Here is a 17,663-nt window from a genome sequence, read left to right on the forward strand (position 1 = left end):
CCCGACCTCGCCCACGACACCGAGGCGACCGTCGCGCAGGCCAAAGAGCTGTGGGCGAGCGTGGACCGCCCCAACGCGCTCATCAAGATCCCCGCGACCCTCGCCGGCCTGCCGGCCATCACCGAGGTCATCGGCGCCGGCATCTCGGTGAACGTCACCCTGATCTTCAGCCTCGAGCGCTACGCCGCCGTCATCGACGCGTACCTGGCCGGCCTCGAAAAGGCCAAGGAGGCGGGCATCGACCTGTCCGGCATCCACTCCGTCGCGTCGTTCTTCGTCTCACGGGTGGACACCGAGGTCGACAAGCGGCTCAGCGCGATCGGCACCCCCGAGGCCGAGGCGCTCAAGAGCAAAGCGGGCATCGCGAACGCGCGCCTGGCCTACGAGCTACACGCGACAGAGTTCACCTCCGACCGTGCTACCGCGCTAATGCTCGTAGGCGCGAACGCTCAGCGGCCACTCTGGGCATCCACCGGCGTCAAGGATCCTGTGCTCCCCGACACGTTCTACGTCACGGAGCTCGTCGCACACAGCACCGTGAACACGATGCCGGAAAGGACCCTTGAAGCCACCTTTCATCACGGCGAGGTCGCCGGAGACACCATCACCGGCAACTACGCCGACGCGCGTCAAGTGTTCGCGGATCTCTCAACGGTCCGCATCGACTTCGACGATGTCACCCAGGTGCTCGAGGACGAAGGCGTCGAGAAGTTCATCGCGTCCTGGCACGAGCTCCAAAAGACCGTCTCGGCCGCCCTCGATCATGCCCGGACTGCCTCGTGATCCCGCGGACTATGAAAGCAAGCGTGCTCGTCGCGCCACACCGAATTGACCTCCGGGAACGGCCGGTCCCGACGCCGCGCCCGGATGAGGTGCTTGTGCAGGTGACGGCGGTAGGCGTGTGCGGATCCGACGTGCACTTCTACCGAGACGGCCACCTCGGTGAATGGGTCGTCGAAGAGCCCCTTGTGCTCGGCCACGAATGCGGTGGCACGATCGTCGCAGTCGGGTCTGGCGTTGACCCGGGTCGCGTCGGCCATCGGGTGTCTGTCGAGCCGCAGCGTCCGTCCGCAGGCTCGCGCGAAACTCTTCGCGGCGACTACAACCTCGATCCGCACATGTCGTTCTACGCAATCCCGGGCACGGATGGCGCATTCCAGCAGTACGTGACGATCCAGGATCACTTCGCCCACGCGATCCCCGACGGAGTGAGCGATCACGCCGCTGCGCTGATGGAACCACTTTCGGTCGCGATCGCGACGGCTCGCAAGGCGGGCTTCGCACCCGGGCAGCGCGTTCTCATTACCGGCGCCGGCCCAGTCGGAATCGCGGTCGCCCAGGTCGCACGCGCCTACGGCGTCGCAGAGGTCGTCGTGTCCGATGTCGCGAGCGCACGGAGGGACTCCGCCCTGCGGTTCGGGGCCACGACGGTGTTCGATCCGATGACGGGCAACACGCGCGACCTCGCCGACGTCGACGCGTACGTGGATGCCTCGGGTGCCGCTCCCGCGGTGCGCACGGGCATCGCCGCGGTCCGTCCGGGCGGACGTGTGGTTCTCGTGGGGATGGGGCTCCCCGAGATTCCGTTACCGATCACGACGATCCAGAACCGCGAGCTCATCGTCACAGGGGTCTTCAGGTACGCAAACACGTGGCCGACAGCGATATCGCTCGTCGCTCGTGGGATCGTCGATCTCGATCGCATGGTGACCGGAATTTACGGCCTCGCCGATGTGCAGGCCGCGCTCGAATCCACGGCTGATCCAAATTCACTCAAGGCGATCGTCGAGCCAGTCCGCGGTTGACCCGTCGGGACCGGCAGAACACCTCCTGACTGGATGGTCGGGGTCCGAGCGCTCGTTTCGTCGAATCCCGAAGCCCGGCTTGACGCGTGCCTCTTCTACGAACAGCTGTCTCCTCAGCGTTCCAACGCCGCGCATGGCCCGCCATCGAACCCGCGCGACGGGTCACGGCTGGGACGTCGCAGGCCACCGCTCCGACGCAGCGGCCGGGGTAGCTGCCGGCATCGACCATGAGTAGTTCGAACCGGCCAGGAATGCTGCAATCTCTGTTCATCAAGTCGCAGGTGACGCTTGTCGCGCCGAACGGGTGGGTTCGTTTCAACACCTGGTCTATCGCATCGATTGCTCAACCGGTCGCCTCCGAAAGCGGCCCTCGGACACCCGAGACGCATTCTTTACGCAGTTCTCACGCAAGTCGCGTAGCCGGAATCGACCGCGGTCGCGAGCCCAGTGTTTGCAAGGGATCCGAGCTGGTGAGGTGCTGCGGAGACGGAGGGATTTGAACCCTCGGTCCCCATAAGGGGACTCCACCTTAGCAGGGTGAAATAGGCCGATCCGGCCAGAACAAGCCGCGGGGCTGTTCTGCCCCGAGATTCCGCGAATTGATCTGTTGACCTGGCAAATACCGGAGCGATGGACCCCGCTCTCGACGCACACTATCCACCGGAGGAACGCGACGATCGGCACTAACGTGGTGCGCGGGGACCCCTGGGGGACCCCGCGCACCAAGTCGAGCGTCAGCCTCGAGGTCGTCACCTGTTAGCGATGGGCGCGGCGGTAAGAGGGGAGCTTCGTGGCAAGTCATCGCCGAGGAGGGTAGTTCATATCGGACGAGGTATCGTCGGGCTCAACTTGCCACAGGTGCGAGCTCTCCCCTCCCCCAGAGGGAGTTGAACCACGACACAGTCTCGATTCCGGCATGCCTCAACGACTCCATCCTGCGGAAGTCGTGAACCAGCGACCGAGTCAGCGTACGTCTGCAGGCGAGCCTTCGACGATGTCCTCCGGTGCCTGCACGATCGGAATCGCGGCGGTGATCGCCTCCAGGCCCGACAGACGCGCCGGGGAAAGCTGCTTGACGACGTTCTCGCGCGACATGAGACCCGCCTCAACGACCAGGTCCGCCACCCCCCGGCCGGTGAGGAGGGCCGTCTTGGCGAGGGCCGCAGATGCCGCGTACCCGATGAACGGCGTGAGTGCGGTGACCACTGCCACCGACGAGCCGACCATCGCCCCGAGCCGCTCGCGGTTTGCGGTGATGCCGTCGATGCAGCTTACGCGGAGCATGCGCATCCCCCGGCGCATCCAGGTGATCGACTGGAAGATCGAGTGCGCGATGACCGGTTCGAAGGCGTTGAGCTGGAGCTGCCCGCTCTCGACGGCCATCGTCACGGTGAGGTCGGCACCGGCGACCGAGAAGGCGATCTGGTTCCACGCCTCGGGGATCACCGGGTTGACCTTGCCAGGCATGATGCTGGATCCCGCCTGGCGGGCGGGAAGGTTGATCTCGCCCAGGCCTGCCTGCGGACCCGACGACAGCAGGCGCAGGTCGTTGCAGATCTTCGAGAGCTTGATCGCGTTGCGCTTGAGTGACGCCGAGAACGACATGAACGATCCGGTGTCGCTCGTCGCCTCGACCAGGTCGGTCGCTGTGGCGAGGTCGAGACCCGAGATCTCGCGCAGGTGGCGAAGCACCGCCGGTGCGTAGGACGGATGCGTCGTGATGCCGGTGCCGATCGCCGTCGCCCCCATGTTGACCCCGTACAGCAGGTATGCGTTCTCGGTCAGGCGCTGGTGGTCGCAGCCGAGCGTCGTGGCGAAGCCGTGGAACTCCTGGCCCAGGGTCATCGGCACGGCGTCCTGCAGCTGGGTGCGACCGACCTTAAGTACATCGTGGAACTCGACGGCCCTCGCGAGGAACGCGCGGCGCAGCAGATCGAGCTCTTCGAGCAGCGTCTTCAGTCGAGACCGAGGCCGACCTTGATCGCGGTCGGGTAGACGTCGTTCGTCGACTGGCTGCGGTTGGTGTCGTCGATCGGCGACAGGAAGGCGTAGTCGCCCTTGGGGCGGCCGGCGAGCTCGAGCGCGATGTTGGTGATGACCTCGTTCGCGTTCATGTTGGTCGAAGTGCCGGCGCCGCCCTGGATGACGCCCACGACGAACTGGTCGTGGAAGTCGCCGTCGATGATGAGCTGCGCGGCACGATCGATGAGATCGGCCTTGGCGAGGTCGAGCACCCCGATCTCACGGTTCGCGCGGGCAGACGCCTGCTTCACCATCGCTAGCGCCCGCACCAGGTCGGGGTAGACCGAGATCGGCCTCTTCGAGATCGGGAAGTTCTCCAGAGCGCGGGCGGTGTGGATTCCCCAATACGCGTCGGCGGGTATCTCCAGGGATCCGAGAGAGTCGGTCTCGGTGCGGGCTCGCGTCATTGCGTCCATGTTGATGATGTTCTTCATTCTTCCTCCAGTCTTCGGCAGTGCGGCGATGGGCGCCTTTGTCCGAGCGAACGGCGTTAGCGTCCGGTCACCTTGCCGAACAGGCGGGCGATGGGCGCCAGCACGAGGGGCCGGGCGGCGACCCAAGCGGTGGCGATGACGATGAGCGAGGCGACGAAGAACCAGAAGCCGGTCCAGTTGGAGGCGTGCGCGTCCGGGTCGACCGAGCCCTGCGCGGCGTACATGTGGTTGAGGTTGCGCAGCGCCCCGGTGGCGAACACCAGGAACACGTGCACGGCGATGAAGGCGACGAAGTACAGCATCACCGGGAAGTGCACGGCGCGCGCCCACTCCACCGGATAGGCCTTGTTCAGCCCGGCCGCGTTCTTCGGCCACACGTGGCTCATCCGCACGCCGGTCGCGATCGCCAGCGGCGCGGCCAGGAACACGGTCGCGAAGTACGCGAGCTGCTGCAGCGAGTTGTAGTTCACCCAGCCGTTCTCGGTCGGCCAGTCCAGCGACACGTACTGCAGACCCGCCGAGACCGCGTTCGGGAACACCTCCCACGACGTGGGCACGATCTTCATCCACTGCCCCGTCACGAACAGCAGCACCACGAAGATCACGCCGTTGACGATCCACAGCAGATCCAGCGACTGGTGGAACCACAGGCTCAGGCTTATCTTGCGCCGGCCGTTGCTGCGCGGCGACCAGAACACGCTCGGCCGCTTGTCGTTCCGGACCTGCAGACCGGTGCGGATGATCAGCACCATCAGGAACACGTTGAAGAAGTGCTGCCAGCCAAGCCACGCGGGGACGCCGACCGGCGCTCCTTCGGGAAGGTGGTACTCGCCCGGGTAGGAGGCGAGGAAGTCCACACCCCACTGCGTCGAGAGCAGCCAGCGGACCGCGAACACCGCCATGCCCGCCGCGTACAGCAGTCCGGCACCGCCGACGATGACCGCGCCGGCCAACTGGCCACGGGTGAACGGGCCGAAGCGCTGGGGCGCGGGCTTCGTCGCCGGTCGGGTGCGCGCGGCCCTGCCCGCCCACACCGTTCGGCGGAACGGCAGCGGCCCCGACAGCGGGATGCCGGTTGCGGTGCGCGGTCGCGCCGGTGCCGCGGTTTGTACGGGAACGGAGGCCGCCACCTCGGCGGGTGCGGCCGCCGGCGCTTCCGCAGCCGGCGCGGGCGCAGTATCCGTCAACGCTGCAGCGGTCGCAGTCGGCGCGAACCCCGCTGGCGGCCACGGCTCGCCGCCGGACACACGCGGCAGGCCGCGACGCACGGCCCGCACCCCCGGCACGGACGCCTCGGGGGTCTCGCCACGCGGGGTCACGGCATCCGTTCCCGCATGTTGCGCCACCTGAGTCTCGGCGACCATGGCCTCCGCCTCGCGAACCTGGGTTGGGGCGGCGGCTCGAGGCGTTTCGACTCGCTCGTTCCTCGCTCGCTCAGCTAGCGAGGTCTCCGTCATGGCCTCGGCCGGCGCTAGGCCGTTGCCGTTCGTGCCGGGCGCGGCGCCCGCCGGGGGCCAGGGCTCGGCGCCGGGCACCCGCGGCAGACCGCGCCGCACTGAGGAGCCGAACGTCGCCATGCCGGGTTACGCCTTCTTCGCCTCGAGCGCCGCGATCAGCTGCGGCACGACCTGGAACACATCGCCGACCACGCCGAAGTCGGCGATCTCGAAGATCGGGGCGTCGGCGTCCTTGTTGATCGCGACGATCGTCTTCGCGGTCTGCATGCCCGCCTTGTGCTGGATCGCGCCCGAGATACCGAGCGCCACATACAACTGCGGCGACACCGACACACCCGTCTGCCCCACCTGATACGAGTACGGCACATAGCCCGCGTCCACCGCAGCGCGCGACGCGCCGATCGCGGCGCCCAGTGCGTCGGCCAACTGCTCGACGAGGGCGAACTTCTCACCCGACCCGAGTCCGCGTCCGCCCGACACCACCCTCGCCGCTCCGCGCAGCTCCGGACGCGTCGACGACACCACCGCCTCCGAGGTCGAGACCACGGTCGCAGCCCGTCGGCCGGAGGCACGCACCTCGAGCGGCTCGCCCTCCACCCCGGCGACCGCGCCGGCGCGCGCATCGACCGATCCCTGCCGGATCGTGATGACCGGCGCACCCCACGTCACCGCCGAATCCACGTTGTACGCCCCGCCATACACCGAATGATGCGCCACCACACCCTCCGCGTCGCGCGAGACGCCGACGGCGTCGACCGCGACACCTGAACGGGTCCGCGCCGCGAACCGGCCCGCGACCTCGAGCCCCTCCACCGAGTTCGCCACCACGATCGCGTCCGGCCGCACCAGGTCGGCGGCCACGGTGAGCGCGTCCACGGCAGCGGTGCCGAGTGCGTCACCGACCGGCGCGACCAGCACCGCCGCCGCACCGAGGGCGGCAGCATCCGCCGCGAGCGCCGCTTCGCCGACGATCAGCGCGACCGGCGTGCCCACCGAGGCGGCGGCGCCCAGCACTTCTGCGGCCGACTTGGCGAGCCCACCCGACGAGGTCGTGTCGAGCAGGACCAGGATCGAGTCATCTGCGAACGTCATCGGAGCCACCCTCACACCAGCCGGTTCTGAATGAGGAAGTCGGCGAGCTTCTGCCCGGCATCCCCCTCATCAACGATCTTCACGCCGGCCCCGCGCGGCGGCTTCTCACTCAACCCGATCACGATCGACCGCGAGGCGGCGGGGTCGTGCGGTTCGATCTCGAGTTCGGCGAGCGACAGCGTCTCGAACGGCTTCTTCTTCGCCGCCATGATGGCCTTGAAGTTCGGGAAGCGCGCATCGGGCAACGCCTCGGTGATCGAGATCACCGCCGGCAGCGGCGCCGTGACCTGCATCGACGCGCCGTCCGACGCTCGGGTGCCCGACACCACGCCCTCGCCGATCTCCACCGCGCCCAGATACGTGACCGACGGCACGTCGAGGATCTCAGCCACCATCGCCGGAACGACCCCGCCCACTCCGTCGGTCGACTGGTTGCCGGCGATCACCAGATCGAACCCGGTACGCTGCAGTGCCGCCGCCAGCACCTCCGCCGTCAGCCCCAGATCCGCACCCAGCAGACCCACGTCCACGACCTGCACCGCCGACCCCGCGCCCATCGCGAGGCCCTTGCGCACCGTCACCGACGCCGACTCCGGCGCCATCGACAACACCACCACCTCCGTGCCCGGGGTCTTATCGGCATACGACAACGCCACCTCCAGCGCCCGCTCACCAATCTCATCGAGCACCGTCTCACTGCCCGCCCGATCAGCAAGCCCCGTCTCCAACGACAGCCTGCGATCCCCATAGGTATCCGGGACTTCCTTGACCAGGACAACGATCTTCATCACGAATACCTCACGCTCACTGCAGGAGAGGCCGCTGGCCTCTTCCGCATCGGATGTTCATCGCAGGGCGAGCGCATCGGACCCACGCCCGGCTCCTTCGTCGACGCCCGGGCCGTGCATGCGCGGCCCGGCCGGACTACTGTCTACGACGGTGTTGTTCTGCGAACTCGACGATCACGGACGAGACAGCGTCCGGTCTCTCAGCCACCACACTGTGCGCGCTCCGGGGGATCGAGATCGCCGACCCGCGGCGAGCCCGCCTGGCAAGCTCGAAGGAGCGCTCCACGGGAACCGACCGGTCCTCCTCGGCGCCGACCGCGAGAAGAGGAGTCTCGATCCGCGGAACCAGATTCCAGACATCGAAATCGGCCAGCGCCTCGGCCGCGAACGCATAGCTTTCGGCATCCGTCCGCGCGAGCATGCTGAGTATCCTGTCCGCGGTCGCCGCCGGAGTCGCAGTTGCGAACCATCGCGTACGGAACGCCTCTACGAAGCCGTCGAGCCCGTCGGCACGTGCGACGACGGCGCGTTCCCGCATGAGGGGCGGGTCATCGACGCGAGCCCCGGTGGAGATCACGGTCGCCGTGGTCACCGACTCCGGGTATCGCAGGCACAGATCCAGCCCCACGCACCCCGAGATCGACACGCCCGCATAGTGAAAGCTGTCGACCCCGCGCGCCCGGAGTCCGGCGACCAATCCATCGGTGACATCCTCGACGCGATACGGGCCAGTCGCCGGCTTCCCGCCACCGTGACCGGGAAGTTCCCACAGGAACACCCGGAACCGATCCCGCAACCACGGCAGAGCCTCACTCCACAACTCCGCCGACGTACCGAGAGAGTGCCCCAGGACCAGCGGCACGCCGCTCTGCGTTCCGGGCTCCTCCGAGAGCCTCAGCGCGACAGGGGTGGCGCTCATCCGACGCGCTGCAGGAACGTCTTGGTGCGCTCGGACCGAGGGGTGTCCAGGACCTCGCTCGCAGATCCGATTTCTGCGATGACCCCCTGATCCATGAACGCCACCCGCGATCCGACGTCGCGGGCGAACCTCATCTCATGCGTCACGACGATCATCGTCATCCCGCCCTCGGCCAGTGCTCGCATCACAGAGAGCACCTCGCCCACGAGCTCGGGGTCGAGTGCGCTGGTGGGCTCGTCGAAGAGCATGACCCTCGGCTCCATCGCGACCGCTCGGGCGATCGCGACGCGCTGCTGTTGCCCCCCGGAGAGATTGCGGGGGAACGACCCCTCCAGATGCTGAAGCCCCACGCTGGCCAGCGCGGCCCGCCCGCGATCGGCGGCCTCCCGCTTGCTCATCCCCCGCACCTTGCGCAGACCGATCGTCACGTTCTCCAGCGCCGTGAGATGAAGGAAGAGGTTGAAGTGCTGGAACACCATGCCGACGCGCTGGCGGTAGCTCGCGAGCTCCGCAGGGGATGCCTCGTGCAAGGCGCCGTCCTTGACGACGGCCCCCGCGAACTCGTCACCGACCTTGATGTAGCCGCTGTCCATCTGCTCGAGATAGTTGATGCAGCGAAGCAAGGTGCTCTTGCCCGACCCGGACGGACCGATCAGGCAGAGCACCTCTCCCTCGTCGACGTCGAGCGAGATGTCCTTTAGCACCTGTACGTCGCCGTAGCTCTTCACAACGTTCCGCGCGGTCACCAGAGGAGTCGTCCCAGCCATCACGCCACCGCCTTCACGTTCGAGCGAATGGCTTTTCGGGGTCCGCCCTCCTGGGAGAACCGCTTCTCGAGGAAGTGCTGGCCGACCGTTGCGAGAGTGACGAGGACGAGGTACCAGAAACTCACCACGAACAGCAGCGGGATCACCTGGAAGTTGGAGCCGTAGAGCTGCTGGGCACGGGTGAGGAGATCGCCGCCGCCGATCACCGCCACGAGCGAGCTCGCCTTGAGCAGGCTGATGAACTGGTTTCCGGTGGGCGGGATGATGATGCGGATGGCCTGCGGGAGAACGATGGACCGCATCGTCGTCCCGGGCTTCATCCCGATGCTCTGGGCGGCCTCGCGTTGTCCCTTCGGCACGGACAGGAACCCGGCACGGATGATCTCGGTCATGAAGGCGCCTTCGTGCAGTGACAGGCCGATGATTGCCGCGGTGAATCCGGTGATCAGGTCGTTGGTGTCCCATCCCCAGCCGCCGAAGCCGATCTGCGGGATGAAGAGCGCTGCGTTGAAGATGAGCAGGAGGAGCACCAGGAGAGGCAGCCCGCGGAAGAACCACACGTATGCCCGCACCACCAGTCGCAGCGTCGGATTCTTGGATTCTCTCAGCAGGGCGAGGATGCAGCCGATCGCCAGGGCGAGAACTTGCGAGATCACGGCCAGCTGGATCGTCACCCAGAGGCCCTCCATGATCTGTGGGGAAAAGAGATAGCGGGCGAAGGCGTCCCACTTCGCGCTCTTGTTCGTCGCGAGGACGAACACGGCGAGGAGGAAGAGCACCCCCACGACGACCGCGGTGATCCAGTAGCTGGGGTGTCGAAGGGGCAGTGGTTTGGCGAAGGGATCCCGCACGGAGGTCTCTACGGATGTGTCGCTCATGTTGTTCCCAGTTCGATGGGGCCGGACAGCGGGCGGAATCGGGGATGCGGCTGGCGCGGGTTGCGCCGCGCCAGCCGCACGAGCAAGAGGATCCGGTTACTCGCCGCACGCCCCGCACGGCACGGGGACCTCGAGCGGGTCGCTCGTGGCGAGGTTGATGCCCGCCGCAGGCAGCGCGAGCGCCTCGAGCTTCCACTCCTTCAGGACCTCTTCGTAGGTGCCGTCCTCCATGATCGAGGCGAGCGCCCCTTCGAGGGCAGCCGCAAGGTCGTCGGACTCCAGGCCGACGACGATGCCGACGTAGGTCTTGGCGAGGAGCGGGCTGGCCAGGATCTCGAACAGGCCGTCGGTCTCCTTCGCCTGCCACGCACCGGTCGCGAAGCTCGTCACGGCAAAGTCGATCTGGCCGGACTGCAGAGCGGTGTTCTGATCGGCGGTCGTCGGGAAGTTGGTCGTCTCGATCGCCGGCTCGCCGGACTCCTCGCAGTTCTGGTTGAAAAGCTCGACGTCGGTGACGAACTCCGTGCCGGTCTGGACGCCGGCGTGCAGTCCACACATCGTCAGCGGGTTCTCGGTGATCTCCGCTGCCGAGTCGGCGAGCTTGATGATCCCCTTCGTGCTGTAGCTGTAGTCGACGAACTGGACGATCTCCTGGCGCTCGGCGTTGTCGGTGATGCACTCCATGGCCGCGTCGAAGCGCCCGCTCTCCACGCCCGGCAGGAGCCCGTCGAAGGCGATGGCCTCCATGCGGATCTTCACGCCCAGGCGCGGGGCCATCGCCTGCAGCAGCGCGTTGTTGTAGCCGTCGATCTCTCCTTCGTCGTTGAGGAAGTCGCACGGCGGATACGACGGATCGGTGCCGACGAGGATCTCCCCCTTCTTGATGATGTCTTCGGGCAGCAGCGCCTGCAGCGCCGGGTCGACGAGATCGCTCGCAGACTCGGAGGGATCGCCCGAGGGCGTGCCCGCCGCGCAGCCGACCGCGACGAGCGCGGCGACCACCGTGAGCGAGACCATTGCTGTGGTGCGTCGGAAACGGTTCATGTGAACTCCTGGCAACTTCGGGATGGTTGGTACCGCTGATGAACGTCGTCGTTCAGTTGGGGCTGACGCCTTGCGATGAACGTACCTCAATTACATCCGGTCAGCAAGCATCAAAATCGTCGTCAGAACGAGTCGATCGACGATCAGAATTGGCTCTGAACTGGGATTTTTACCGGCACAAGATGAAGTATCGTCTTCGCTTCGAGAGAGGGCTGTAACGTGCATTTTACGAACTTGAAGTGTGATCGTATCGGCCGCGGGCCCGGAAACGCCCCCGGCGGACGCAGAAATGGGGGTGAAGCCACCAAGCTCCACCCCCTTCTGCGGGGAACGCGGGGTGAGTTCAGTCGACCCGCGAGGCCACCGCCACGCCGACCTGGCCGACGAAATCGCCGTCGAGGATCCGAGCAGCGACCGCCTCCATCTCCTCCGAGAGGATCCGGTCGTCCACCAGTCGCGCTGCGATCCCGCGGACGAGGTCGTAGGTGGGCTTGTTCCCGGGCGCCGCGTCGCCGTCATTGCGCAGATCCAGCCCCTGGGCCGCGCAGAGGAGTTCGATGGCGACGACGTAGGCCGCGTTGCGGACCATCGCCCCCAGCCGCACCGAGGCGTGCATGGCCATGCTGACGTGATCCTCCTGACCGGCGGAGGTGGGAATGCTGTCGACACTGTTGGGGGTCGCTTTGGCGCGGTTCTCCGCCACGAGTGCCGCACTGGTGACCTGCGCCATCATGAACCCGCCGTTGAGACCGGCGTTGCCGACGAGAAAGGGCGGCAGCCCGCTCATCGACGAGTCCATGAGCATCGCCTGACGCCGCTCGGAGATCGACCCGATCTCGCACAGCGCCAGAGCGATGATGTCGGCCGCATACGCGACCGGCTGACCGTGGAAGTTGCCGCCGGACAGCACCAGGTCGTCGTCGGGGAACATCAGCGGGTTGTCCGAGACTGCGTTGACCTCGGTCTCCAGAGTGACCGCGGCGAAGGCCAGGAGGTCGAGCGCCGCGCCCATGACCTGGGGCTGGCAGCGCAGGCAGTACGGGTCCTGGAGGCGCCGGCCCTCGAACTCGATGCCGAGCACCGGGCTGTCTGCGACGAGGGCGCGCAGGGCGGCGGCGACACGGATCTGCCCGACGTGGCCCCGCACCTGCTGGATGCGGTCGTCGAGAACCCCGGGGCGTCCCGCGGTCGCCTCGAGCGTCAGCGCACCGCCTGCCAGGCCCGCGTTGAAGACGGCCTCCGCGCCGAACAGGCCGTTGACAGCGATGGCCGTGGACGCCTGCACGCCGTTGATGAGGGCGGCGCACTCCTTGGGGCCGAGCACGATGGGCTCGAGTCCCGCCGCGGCGAGCCCTTCGCGAGCCGGATAGGTCACGCCGCCGACCCGGACGCGGCCCTCACCCATCAGCGCGCCCGCCATGTAGGCCAGCGGGGCGAGGTCGCCGGATGCGCCCACCGATCCCTGCGCCGGGATCAACGGCAGGGCGTCGGCGTTGATCATGTCGACCATGCGCTGGGCGACCTCCACGCGAAGACCGGAGTGGCCGCGCGCCAGCCCGATGAGCTTGATCACCATGATGCCGCGCACGATGTGGTCAGGGAGGGGGTCGCCGACGCCGACCATGTGGGAGAGCACCGAGCGGCGCTGCAGCTCGAGGAGATCGTCGGGAGAAATACGCCGATCGGCGAGCTTGCCGTAACCGGTGTTCACGGCATAGACGACATCGCCGCGCTCGATCGCATCGATGATGACCTTGTGCGCGCGTTCCAGATTCGCGACCGCGGACGGCGCGAGCTCCACCGTGACAGGGCCGCGGAACACGTCACGAAGGGCATCGAGGCCGATGTGCTCGCCGGTGATGGTGATCGTTGTCACAGACTTCTCCTCTTGCGTCGGGTGGGAGCGGCGCGATCGCTGGGAGCGGTGGTCGCTCGATGTGTACGTAACTGTAGTACAGAAGTGGTGCGCTGCCGGTAGAGTGCGGGAGTGACCGCCAGCACCGCCATCGTCCTCGCGTCCCGTCCGCACGGCGAGCCGACGCTGTCCGACTTCCGGCTTGAGACACGCCCGGTACGCCCCCTCCGGGACGGCGAGGTGCTTCTGCGCACCATCTACCTCTCACTCGATCCCTACATGCGCGGGCGGATGAACGCGGCGAAGTCCTATGCCGCTGCGGTGGAACTGGGGGAGGTCATGGAGGCAGGGACCGTCAGCGAAGTGATCCACACGCGCCACCCCGACCTCGCGCCGGGGGACGTCGTGCTCTCGCGCAACGGGTGGCAGACGCACGCCGTCGCCCCCGGCGCCGGTCTTCGCAGGCTCGACCCCGCGGCGGCGCCGCTGTCCGCCCACCTCGGGCTTCTCGGCATGCCGGGCTTCGCCGCCTACATCGGGGTCGAGGAGATCGGCCGCCCGCAGCAGGGCGAGACCTTCGTCGTCGCGGCGGCGACCGGCGCGGTGGGCGGCGCCGCCGGGCAGTTCGCCAAGCTCCGCGGTGCTCGCGTTGTCGGCATCGCGGGCGGTGCTCGAAAGGTGGAATGGATGGCGAGCGAAGGGGGATTCGATGTCGCTCTCGACCATCGCTCGGCTACCTTCGCCGATGACCTCGCAGCTGCGGTCCCCGATGGCGTCGATGTCTACTTCGAGAACGTCGGCGGGGCGGTCTGGGATGCCGTGTTCCCCCACCTCAATGACTTCGCCCGGGTCCCGCTGTGCGGCTTGGTGTCGCAGTACAACCGGACGGAGCCCCCGGCGGGCCCCGACCGGCTCCCGGAACTCATGACGGCGATCAACATCAAGCGCATGACCGTTCGCGGCTTCACCCAGCGCGACTTCGTCGACACCCTCTCGGAGCGGTTCCAGCGCGATGTCTCCCGATGGTGGGGCGAGGGACGGCTGCGGTACCTGGAAGATGTCGTCGACGGCATCGAGAACGCACCCGAGGCGTTCCTCGGGATGCTCCGCGGGGAGAACTTCGGCAAGCTCGTCGTCCGCGTCGGGCCCGAGCCGTCTCCCCGCCGCTGACCGGCGGGGAGACGGACGGCCTCAGTACAGTGCCTTGCCGCCGTCCAGTCGCAACGTCACGCCGGTCATGTACGAGGAGCAGGTGGCGAGATAGAGGATCGCCTCCGCCACGTCGGCGGCGTTGCCGTTGCGGAACTCGAACCTCGTCCCCATGCGGTACGTCTCGTCGTTCGCGAGCGGCTCACCGCGATATCGGCGCAGCGCGTCATTGGCCCCGTCGTCGGAGCGGTAGAACTGCGACGGAGCGATCGCGTTGCACTGGATGGTGGGCGACAGTGCGACGGCGAGCTGTTCCATGAGGCGGACCAGCGCTGTCTTGGACAGGATGTGCGGGATCAGGTTCGGCCACGCCTCGGAGGTCGAGTTTCCCACGAGGGCGATGATGCGTCCGTGTCCCTGCCTGTTCATGACCGCCGCCGCTGCCTGGCTGATGAAGAAGGGCCCCCGCAGGTTCACTCCGAACGAGGCGTCGAAGTCGGTGGGCGTGACGTCCTCGAACTCCTTCGCGCGCAGGAAGCTGGCGTTGTGGACGAGGACGCTGAGGTCGCCCTTCCATCCGCTCGCCGCCTCGACGAGCGGGACCGCATGCGCAGGGTCGGACACATCAGCCTCGACCACGATGGCTTCGCCGCCGTCCGCCTTGATGAGCCTCAGGGTCTCCTCCGCCTCGACGGATTGGCCCCAATGGTTGATGACGATCGAGCCCCCCGCTGCGGCCAGGTGCCGGGCGAAGTCTCGCCCCGCCCGCTCGGCCGACCCGGTGATCAGCACCGTCTTGCCGCGCAGGGGCAGTTCGTCGATGTTCATTGCATTCCTCTCTGTGGGATCCGCGCCGGCCGCCGCGCTCACAGTCGCGCCAGGCCGACGAAGGGCTCGCGCAAGCGCGAGTACATCGCTGTCGAGTAGGTCCGATCGCTCACGGGGCTCCGGAAGGGCACCGACGTGTGATCGCCGCCGTCGAGGGTCGTCTCCACGATGTGACGCATGATCGCCCCGACCAGGGGTGCCACCTTGAATTGCGATCCCGACGTCCCCGCCGCCACGAACAGCCCGTCGTAGCGGGTGCGGTCATAGATCGGGACCCAGTCCTCGGCGGCGTCGATGATGCCCACGATGCCGCTCTTCGCGCGCGGAATGCCGAGCTCGGGGATGCGGCGCGCCAGACGCAGAGTGAGGCGCTCCCAGCCGTCGGCAGAGACCACGGGATGGAAATCGTCGGGGTCGTCCAGCAGGACCTGCTCCTCCGGGACCCCCTGGTTGCTGCCCCCGTGGAACGCGTCGGCGCCTTCGGGCCGGAAGTTCGTGTTGAGATCGCTGTCGACCAGATGAACGCCCTGAGTAGTCATGTCGAAGCCGGGCGGGGCGAGGACATGCACTTCCTCCGTGCGGACCCTCAGCAGCGCCACCCCGAAGTCGTCGGCGGCGCCGATCGGATCCAGCAGTCGAGCGGTGTGGGGTCCGGCGGCCAGGACCACCGTGTCAGCGAGGATCCGGCGCCCATCGGCGAGAGTCACGCCGCGGACGCGGTCCGCGCTCACGTCGACCGTGGCGACCGCCGCCGGCATCGACACGCGCGCACCGGCCCGCCGCGCCGCGTCGAGCAGATTGACCGCCGCGAGCGCCGGGTCCGAGACGTAACCCGACTGGTCGGTGTAAACCGCGCCGGCGAGGAACTCATCGGGGTCCTCCCAGAACGACTCGTCGTCGATCGGCCCAGGCGGACCGAACCGGTGCAGATCGAGATAGGGGAAGCGCGTCTCGGTCTCCTCCAGCGACCACCGTTCGAACCCCACCCCCGCCTCGCTCATCGCCCGCTCGATCTGGGCGAGCGAGCCGTCGCCGGGGTCCAGCAGCAGCGAACCGGAATGGCGGAAGCGAGCGAGGTGCTCACCCGGCCCCGCATCGAGGAACTCCGCCCAGTCGTGCCAGACCGTCAGCGCGTCATCCGAGAGCGCCGAGGTGTGGGCGTCACCGGCGTGGACGCGCACGATCGCGGCGGAGGACGAGGTCGAGCCGGTTCCCGCCGCGCTGCTGCGGTCCAGGACGAGGACGTCGTGACCTGCCCGCGCCATTTCCAAGGCGATGCTCGCGCCGATGACGCCGGCCCCGATCACGAGAACCTCTGCGCGGGTGTCGTCGGTCATTCAGACACCCCAGCCCTCGTGGGGCTCGTGCGCACCGGCCTGCTTCACGAAGGCCTCGCGGAGATCGGAGACGAGCTCGCCGTCGAAAGTGAGCAGGAAGATGCCCGCGAGGGTGGCTGCTTCGCCGTTGTTCATCTCCGTCACCCACCACTCCACGGCCGCGCGGTCGCCCTGGATCACCGGGACGCCGTAGCGGAAGTCGATCTCGGAGACGCCGACGAGGGCGCGCTCCCAGAAGCCCTTGATCGCCTCGGTGCCCACATAGGGCTGGTCGAGGAACGGGCTGTTGCGATAGACACCGTCCGCGGGATGCAGCGCGGCCGCGGCATCCGCGTCGGCCTGCCGCCACACGCGACCGAATTCATCCAGCCATGCGGTCACGGTCTCGAGGGAAACAGTCATGGGGGTCTTCCTTTCAGGCGTCGTTGCGCGCGGCGAGCTCTTCGTTCTCGCGCAGGATGGTGAGGATCAGTCGGGCCGTGCCGTCGGGGTCGACCACGTTGGGGCTGTGGCGGCCGTCGATCTCGACGGCGCGGCCGAGCGGCGCGTGCCGGGTGATCTGCTGCGCCCATCCGGGCTCCACGAACGGGTCGTTCTTCCCGGCGACGGCGACGACGGGGACCGTCGTCGTGGCCAGCGTCTCGGGGTATCGGTCGCCCGAGGGCGGCGGACTGAACGGCGCGGGCATCATCGGCGCCAGGACCGACCGGTAGTTGGCCGCGCCGGCTCCCGCCATGCGGATCGCGACCTGATCGTCGAAGCCCGTGAACTGTCCGTTGGCGAACCGCACGAGACGGGCCATGTCCTCCACGGTCCCATCGAACCGGCCGAGGTGCTCCATGCCCTCGGCGGTCCGGTACGGCCCACCCGTGCCCCCGAACGAGACGACCGATCGCACCCGGTGCGCGAACCAGTCGGTCGTGACCGCCCGCAGCGCAAGCGCACCGCCGAAGGAGTTGCCGACGAGGTGCGCCTGCGCGTGCGAAAGGCCCAGTTCGTCCAGCAGTGCGGCGATCTGGTGCAGCCGGAGATCGTACGGCGGCGCGTCGAACTGCACGACCTTGCTCGACGCCCCGTAGCCGAACAGATCGGGGGCGATGACACGGTAGTGCTCGGCGAGGATCGGGATGAGCGGTCCCCAGCTAGCTTCCGCCGACGCTCCGAACGCGCCCTCGTGCGCGAGCACGAGAACCGGGGCGTCGCCGCGCCCCGCGTGGAGGTAGGTCGTCACCAGCCCGTGGTGGGAATAGCTGCTCGTGTCGAAGTGGGCAGTCATGGTCTTCTCGCT

15 protein-coding genes and 1 pseudogene are annotated in these 17,663 nt (G+C 67.8%); 3 read left to right on the top strand and 13 right to left on the bottom strand.

The window, feature by feature from the left end; all coding sequences use genetic code 11:
• Positions 1-783, top strand: a 783-nt coding sequence (gene tal / locus AB0P18_RS00005) for a transaldolase (RefSeq protein WP_363358367.1), incomplete at its 5' end; no start/stop codon positions are given.
• Positions 784-794: 11 nt separating this feature from the next.
• A complete protein-coding gene (locus AB0P18_RS00010) occupies positions 795-1,805 on the top strand; it encodes an NAD(P)-dependent alcohol dehydrogenase (protein WP_363358368.1) in 1,011 nt (336 codons plus the stop codon).
• A 963-nt stretch (positions 1,806-2,768) separates the two neighbouring features.
• Here AB0P18_RS00010 and AB0P18_RS00015 read toward each other — a convergent pair.
• The 9 genes and pseudogenes from AB0P18_RS00015 to hutH all read right to left on the bottom strand — a co-directional run bounded on the left by AB0P18_RS00015 (position 2,769) and on the right by hutH (position 13,082).
• Positions 2,769-4,234, bottom strand: a pseudogene (locus AB0P18_RS00015) (aspartate ammonia-lyase).
• An 83-nt stretch (positions 4,235-4,317) separates the two neighbouring features.
• Positions 4,318-5,625 carry a cytochrome b/b6 domain-containing protein gene (locus tag AB0P18_RS00020; RefSeq protein WP_363358369.1) on the bottom strand — a complete coding sequence of 436 codons (1,308 nt, stop codon included), beginning with the start codon at positions 5,623-5,625 and terminating at the stop codon, positions 4,318-4,320.
• Positions 5,626-5,844: 219 nt separating this feature from the next.
• Complete coding sequence (locus AB0P18_RS00025) at positions 5,845-6,810, bottom strand: electron transfer flavoprotein subunit alpha/FixB family protein (protein ID WP_363358370.1); 966 nt, start codon at positions 6,808-6,810, stop codon at positions 5,845-5,847.
• An 11-nt stretch (positions 6,811-6,821) separates the two neighbouring features.
• A complete protein-coding gene (locus AB0P18_RS00030; RefSeq protein ID WP_363358371.1) occupies positions 6,822-7,598 on the bottom strand; it encodes an electron transfer flavoprotein subunit beta/FixA family protein in 777 nt (258 codons plus the stop codon).
• 136 nt (positions 7,599-7,734) lie between these two features.
• Positions 7,735-8,517 (bottom strand): alpha/beta fold hydrolase, encoded by a 783-nt coding sequence (locus tag AB0P18_RS00035; protein ID WP_363358372.1) that lies wholly within the window; start codon positions 8,515-8,517, stop codon positions 7,735-7,737.
• On the bottom strand, positions 8,514-9,284 hold the full coding sequence (locus AB0P18_RS00040; RefSeq protein WP_363358373.1) for an amino acid ABC transporter ATP-binding protein: 771 nt from the start codon (positions 9,282-9,284) through the stop codon (positions 8,514-8,516). Before AB0P18_RS00040 ends, AB0P18_RS00035 begins: the two co-directional genes overlap by 4 nt.
• Positions 9,284-10,162, bottom strand: a complete 879-nt coding sequence (locus AB0P18_RS00045) for an amino acid ABC transporter permease (protein ID WP_363358374.1) — start codon at positions 10,160-10,162, stop codon at positions 9,284-9,286. The genes AB0P18_RS00040 and AB0P18_RS00045 overlap by 1 nt, the downstream gene beginning before the upstream one ends.
• 96 nt (positions 10,163-10,258) lie before the next feature.
• Positions 10,259-11,206: an ABC transporter substrate-binding protein gene (locus AB0P18_RS00050; protein WP_363358375.1), complete on the bottom strand. Its 948-nt coding sequence runs from the start codon at positions 11,204-11,206 to the stop codon at positions 10,259-10,261.
• A gap of 343 nt (positions 11,207-11,549) precedes the next feature.
• Positions 11,550-13,082 (bottom strand): histidine ammonia-lyase, encoded by a 1,533-nt coding sequence (hutH, locus tag AB0P18_RS00055; RefSeq protein ID WP_363358376.1) that lies wholly within the window; start codon positions 13,080-13,082, stop codon positions 11,550-11,552.
• Positions 13,083-13,193: 111 nt separating this feature from the next.
• Between hutH and AB0P18_RS00060 the strand changes: the two genes are divergently transcribed.
• A complete protein-coding gene (locus AB0P18_RS00060; protein WP_363358377.1) occupies positions 13,194-14,231 on the top strand; it encodes an NADP-dependent oxidoreductase in 1,038 nt (345 codons plus the stop codon).
• A gap of 21 nt (positions 14,232-14,252) precedes the next feature.
• On the opposite strand, the gene AB0P18_RS00065 is transcribed toward AB0P18_RS00060, so the two are convergent.
• The 4 genes from AB0P18_RS00065 to AB0P18_RS00080 are packed head-to-tail and all read right to left on the bottom strand — an operon-like array spanning position 14,253 to position 17,651.
• Positions 14,253-15,038, bottom strand: coding sequence for an SDR family oxidoreductase (locus tag AB0P18_RS00065; RefSeq protein WP_363358378.1), 786 nt, complete (start codon positions 15,036-15,038; stop codon positions 14,253-14,255).
• A 38-nt stretch (positions 15,039-15,076) separates the two neighbouring features.
• Positions 15,077-16,375: an FAD-dependent oxidoreductase gene (locus AB0P18_RS00070; protein WP_363358379.1), complete on the bottom strand. Its 1,299-nt coding sequence runs from the start codon at positions 16,373-16,375 to the stop codon at positions 15,077-15,079.
• Positions 16,376-16,777, bottom strand: coding sequence for a nuclear transport factor 2 family protein (locus tag AB0P18_RS00075; protein WP_363358380.1), 402 nt, complete (start codon positions 16,775-16,777; stop codon positions 16,376-16,378). It lies immediately after the preceding gene.
• 13 nt (positions 16,778-16,790) lie between these two features.
• Complete coding sequence (locus AB0P18_RS00080) at positions 16,791-17,651, bottom strand: alpha/beta hydrolase (RefSeq protein WP_363358381.1); 861 nt, start codon at positions 17,649-17,651, stop codon at positions 16,791-16,793.
• Positions 17,652-17,663 lie beyond the last annotated feature (12 nt).

The organism is Microbacterium sp. NPDC064584 (genome assembly GCF_040687315.1).
GTDB lineage: Bacteria > Actinomycetota > Actinomycetes > Actinomycetales > Microbacteriaceae > Microbacterium > Microbacterium lacus.

Excerpts from the sequence above, each read along its gene's own strand:
- AB0P18_RS00010 (WP_363358368.1), top strand. The coding sequence starts at position 795 with ATGAAAGCAAGCGTGCTCGTCGCGCCACACCGAATTGACCTCCGGGAA.
- AB0P18_RS00020 (WP_363358369.1), bottom strand. The coding sequence starts at position 5,625 with ATGGTCGCCGAGACTCAGGTGGCGCAACATGCGGGAACGGATGCCGTG.
- AB0P18_RS00025 (WP_363358370.1), bottom strand. The coding sequence starts at position 6,810 with ATGACGTTCGCAGATGACTCGATCCTGGTCCTGCTCGACACGACCTCG.
- AB0P18_RS00030 (WP_363358371.1), bottom strand. The coding sequence starts at position 7,598 with ATGAAGATCGTTGTCCTGGTCAAGGAAGTCCCGGATACCTATGGGGAT.
- AB0P18_RS00035 (WP_363358372.1), bottom strand. The coding sequence starts at position 8,517 with ATGAGCGCCACCCCTGTCGCGCTGAGGCTCTCGGAGGAGCCCGGAACG.
- AB0P18_RS00040 (WP_363358373.1), bottom strand. The coding sequence starts at position 9,284 with ATGGCTGGGACGACTCCTCTGGTGACCGCGCGGAACGTTGTGAAGAGC.
- AB0P18_RS00045 (WP_363358374.1), bottom strand. The coding sequence starts at position 10,162 with ATGAGCGACACATCCGTAGAGACCTCCGTGCGGGATCCCTTCGCCAAA.
- AB0P18_RS00050 (WP_363358375.1), bottom strand. The coding sequence starts at position 11,206 with ATGAACCGTTTCCGACGCACCACAGCAATGGTCTCGCTCACGGTGGTC.
- AB0P18_RS00065 (WP_363358378.1), bottom strand. The coding sequence starts at position 15,038 with ATGAACATCGACGAACTGCCCCTGCGCGGCAAGACGGTGCTGATCACC.
- AB0P18_RS00070 (WP_363358379.1), bottom strand. The coding sequence starts at position 16,375 with ATGACCGACGACACCCGCGCAGAGGTTCTCGTGATCGGGGCCGGCGTC.
- AB0P18_RS00075 (WP_363358380.1), bottom strand. The coding sequence starts at position 16,777 with ATGACTGTTTCCCTCGAGACCGTGACCGCATGGCTGGATGAATTCGGT.
- AB0P18_RS00080 (WP_363358381.1), bottom strand. The coding sequence starts at position 17,651 with ATGACTGCCCACTTCGACACGAGCAGCTATTCCCACCACGGGCTGGTG.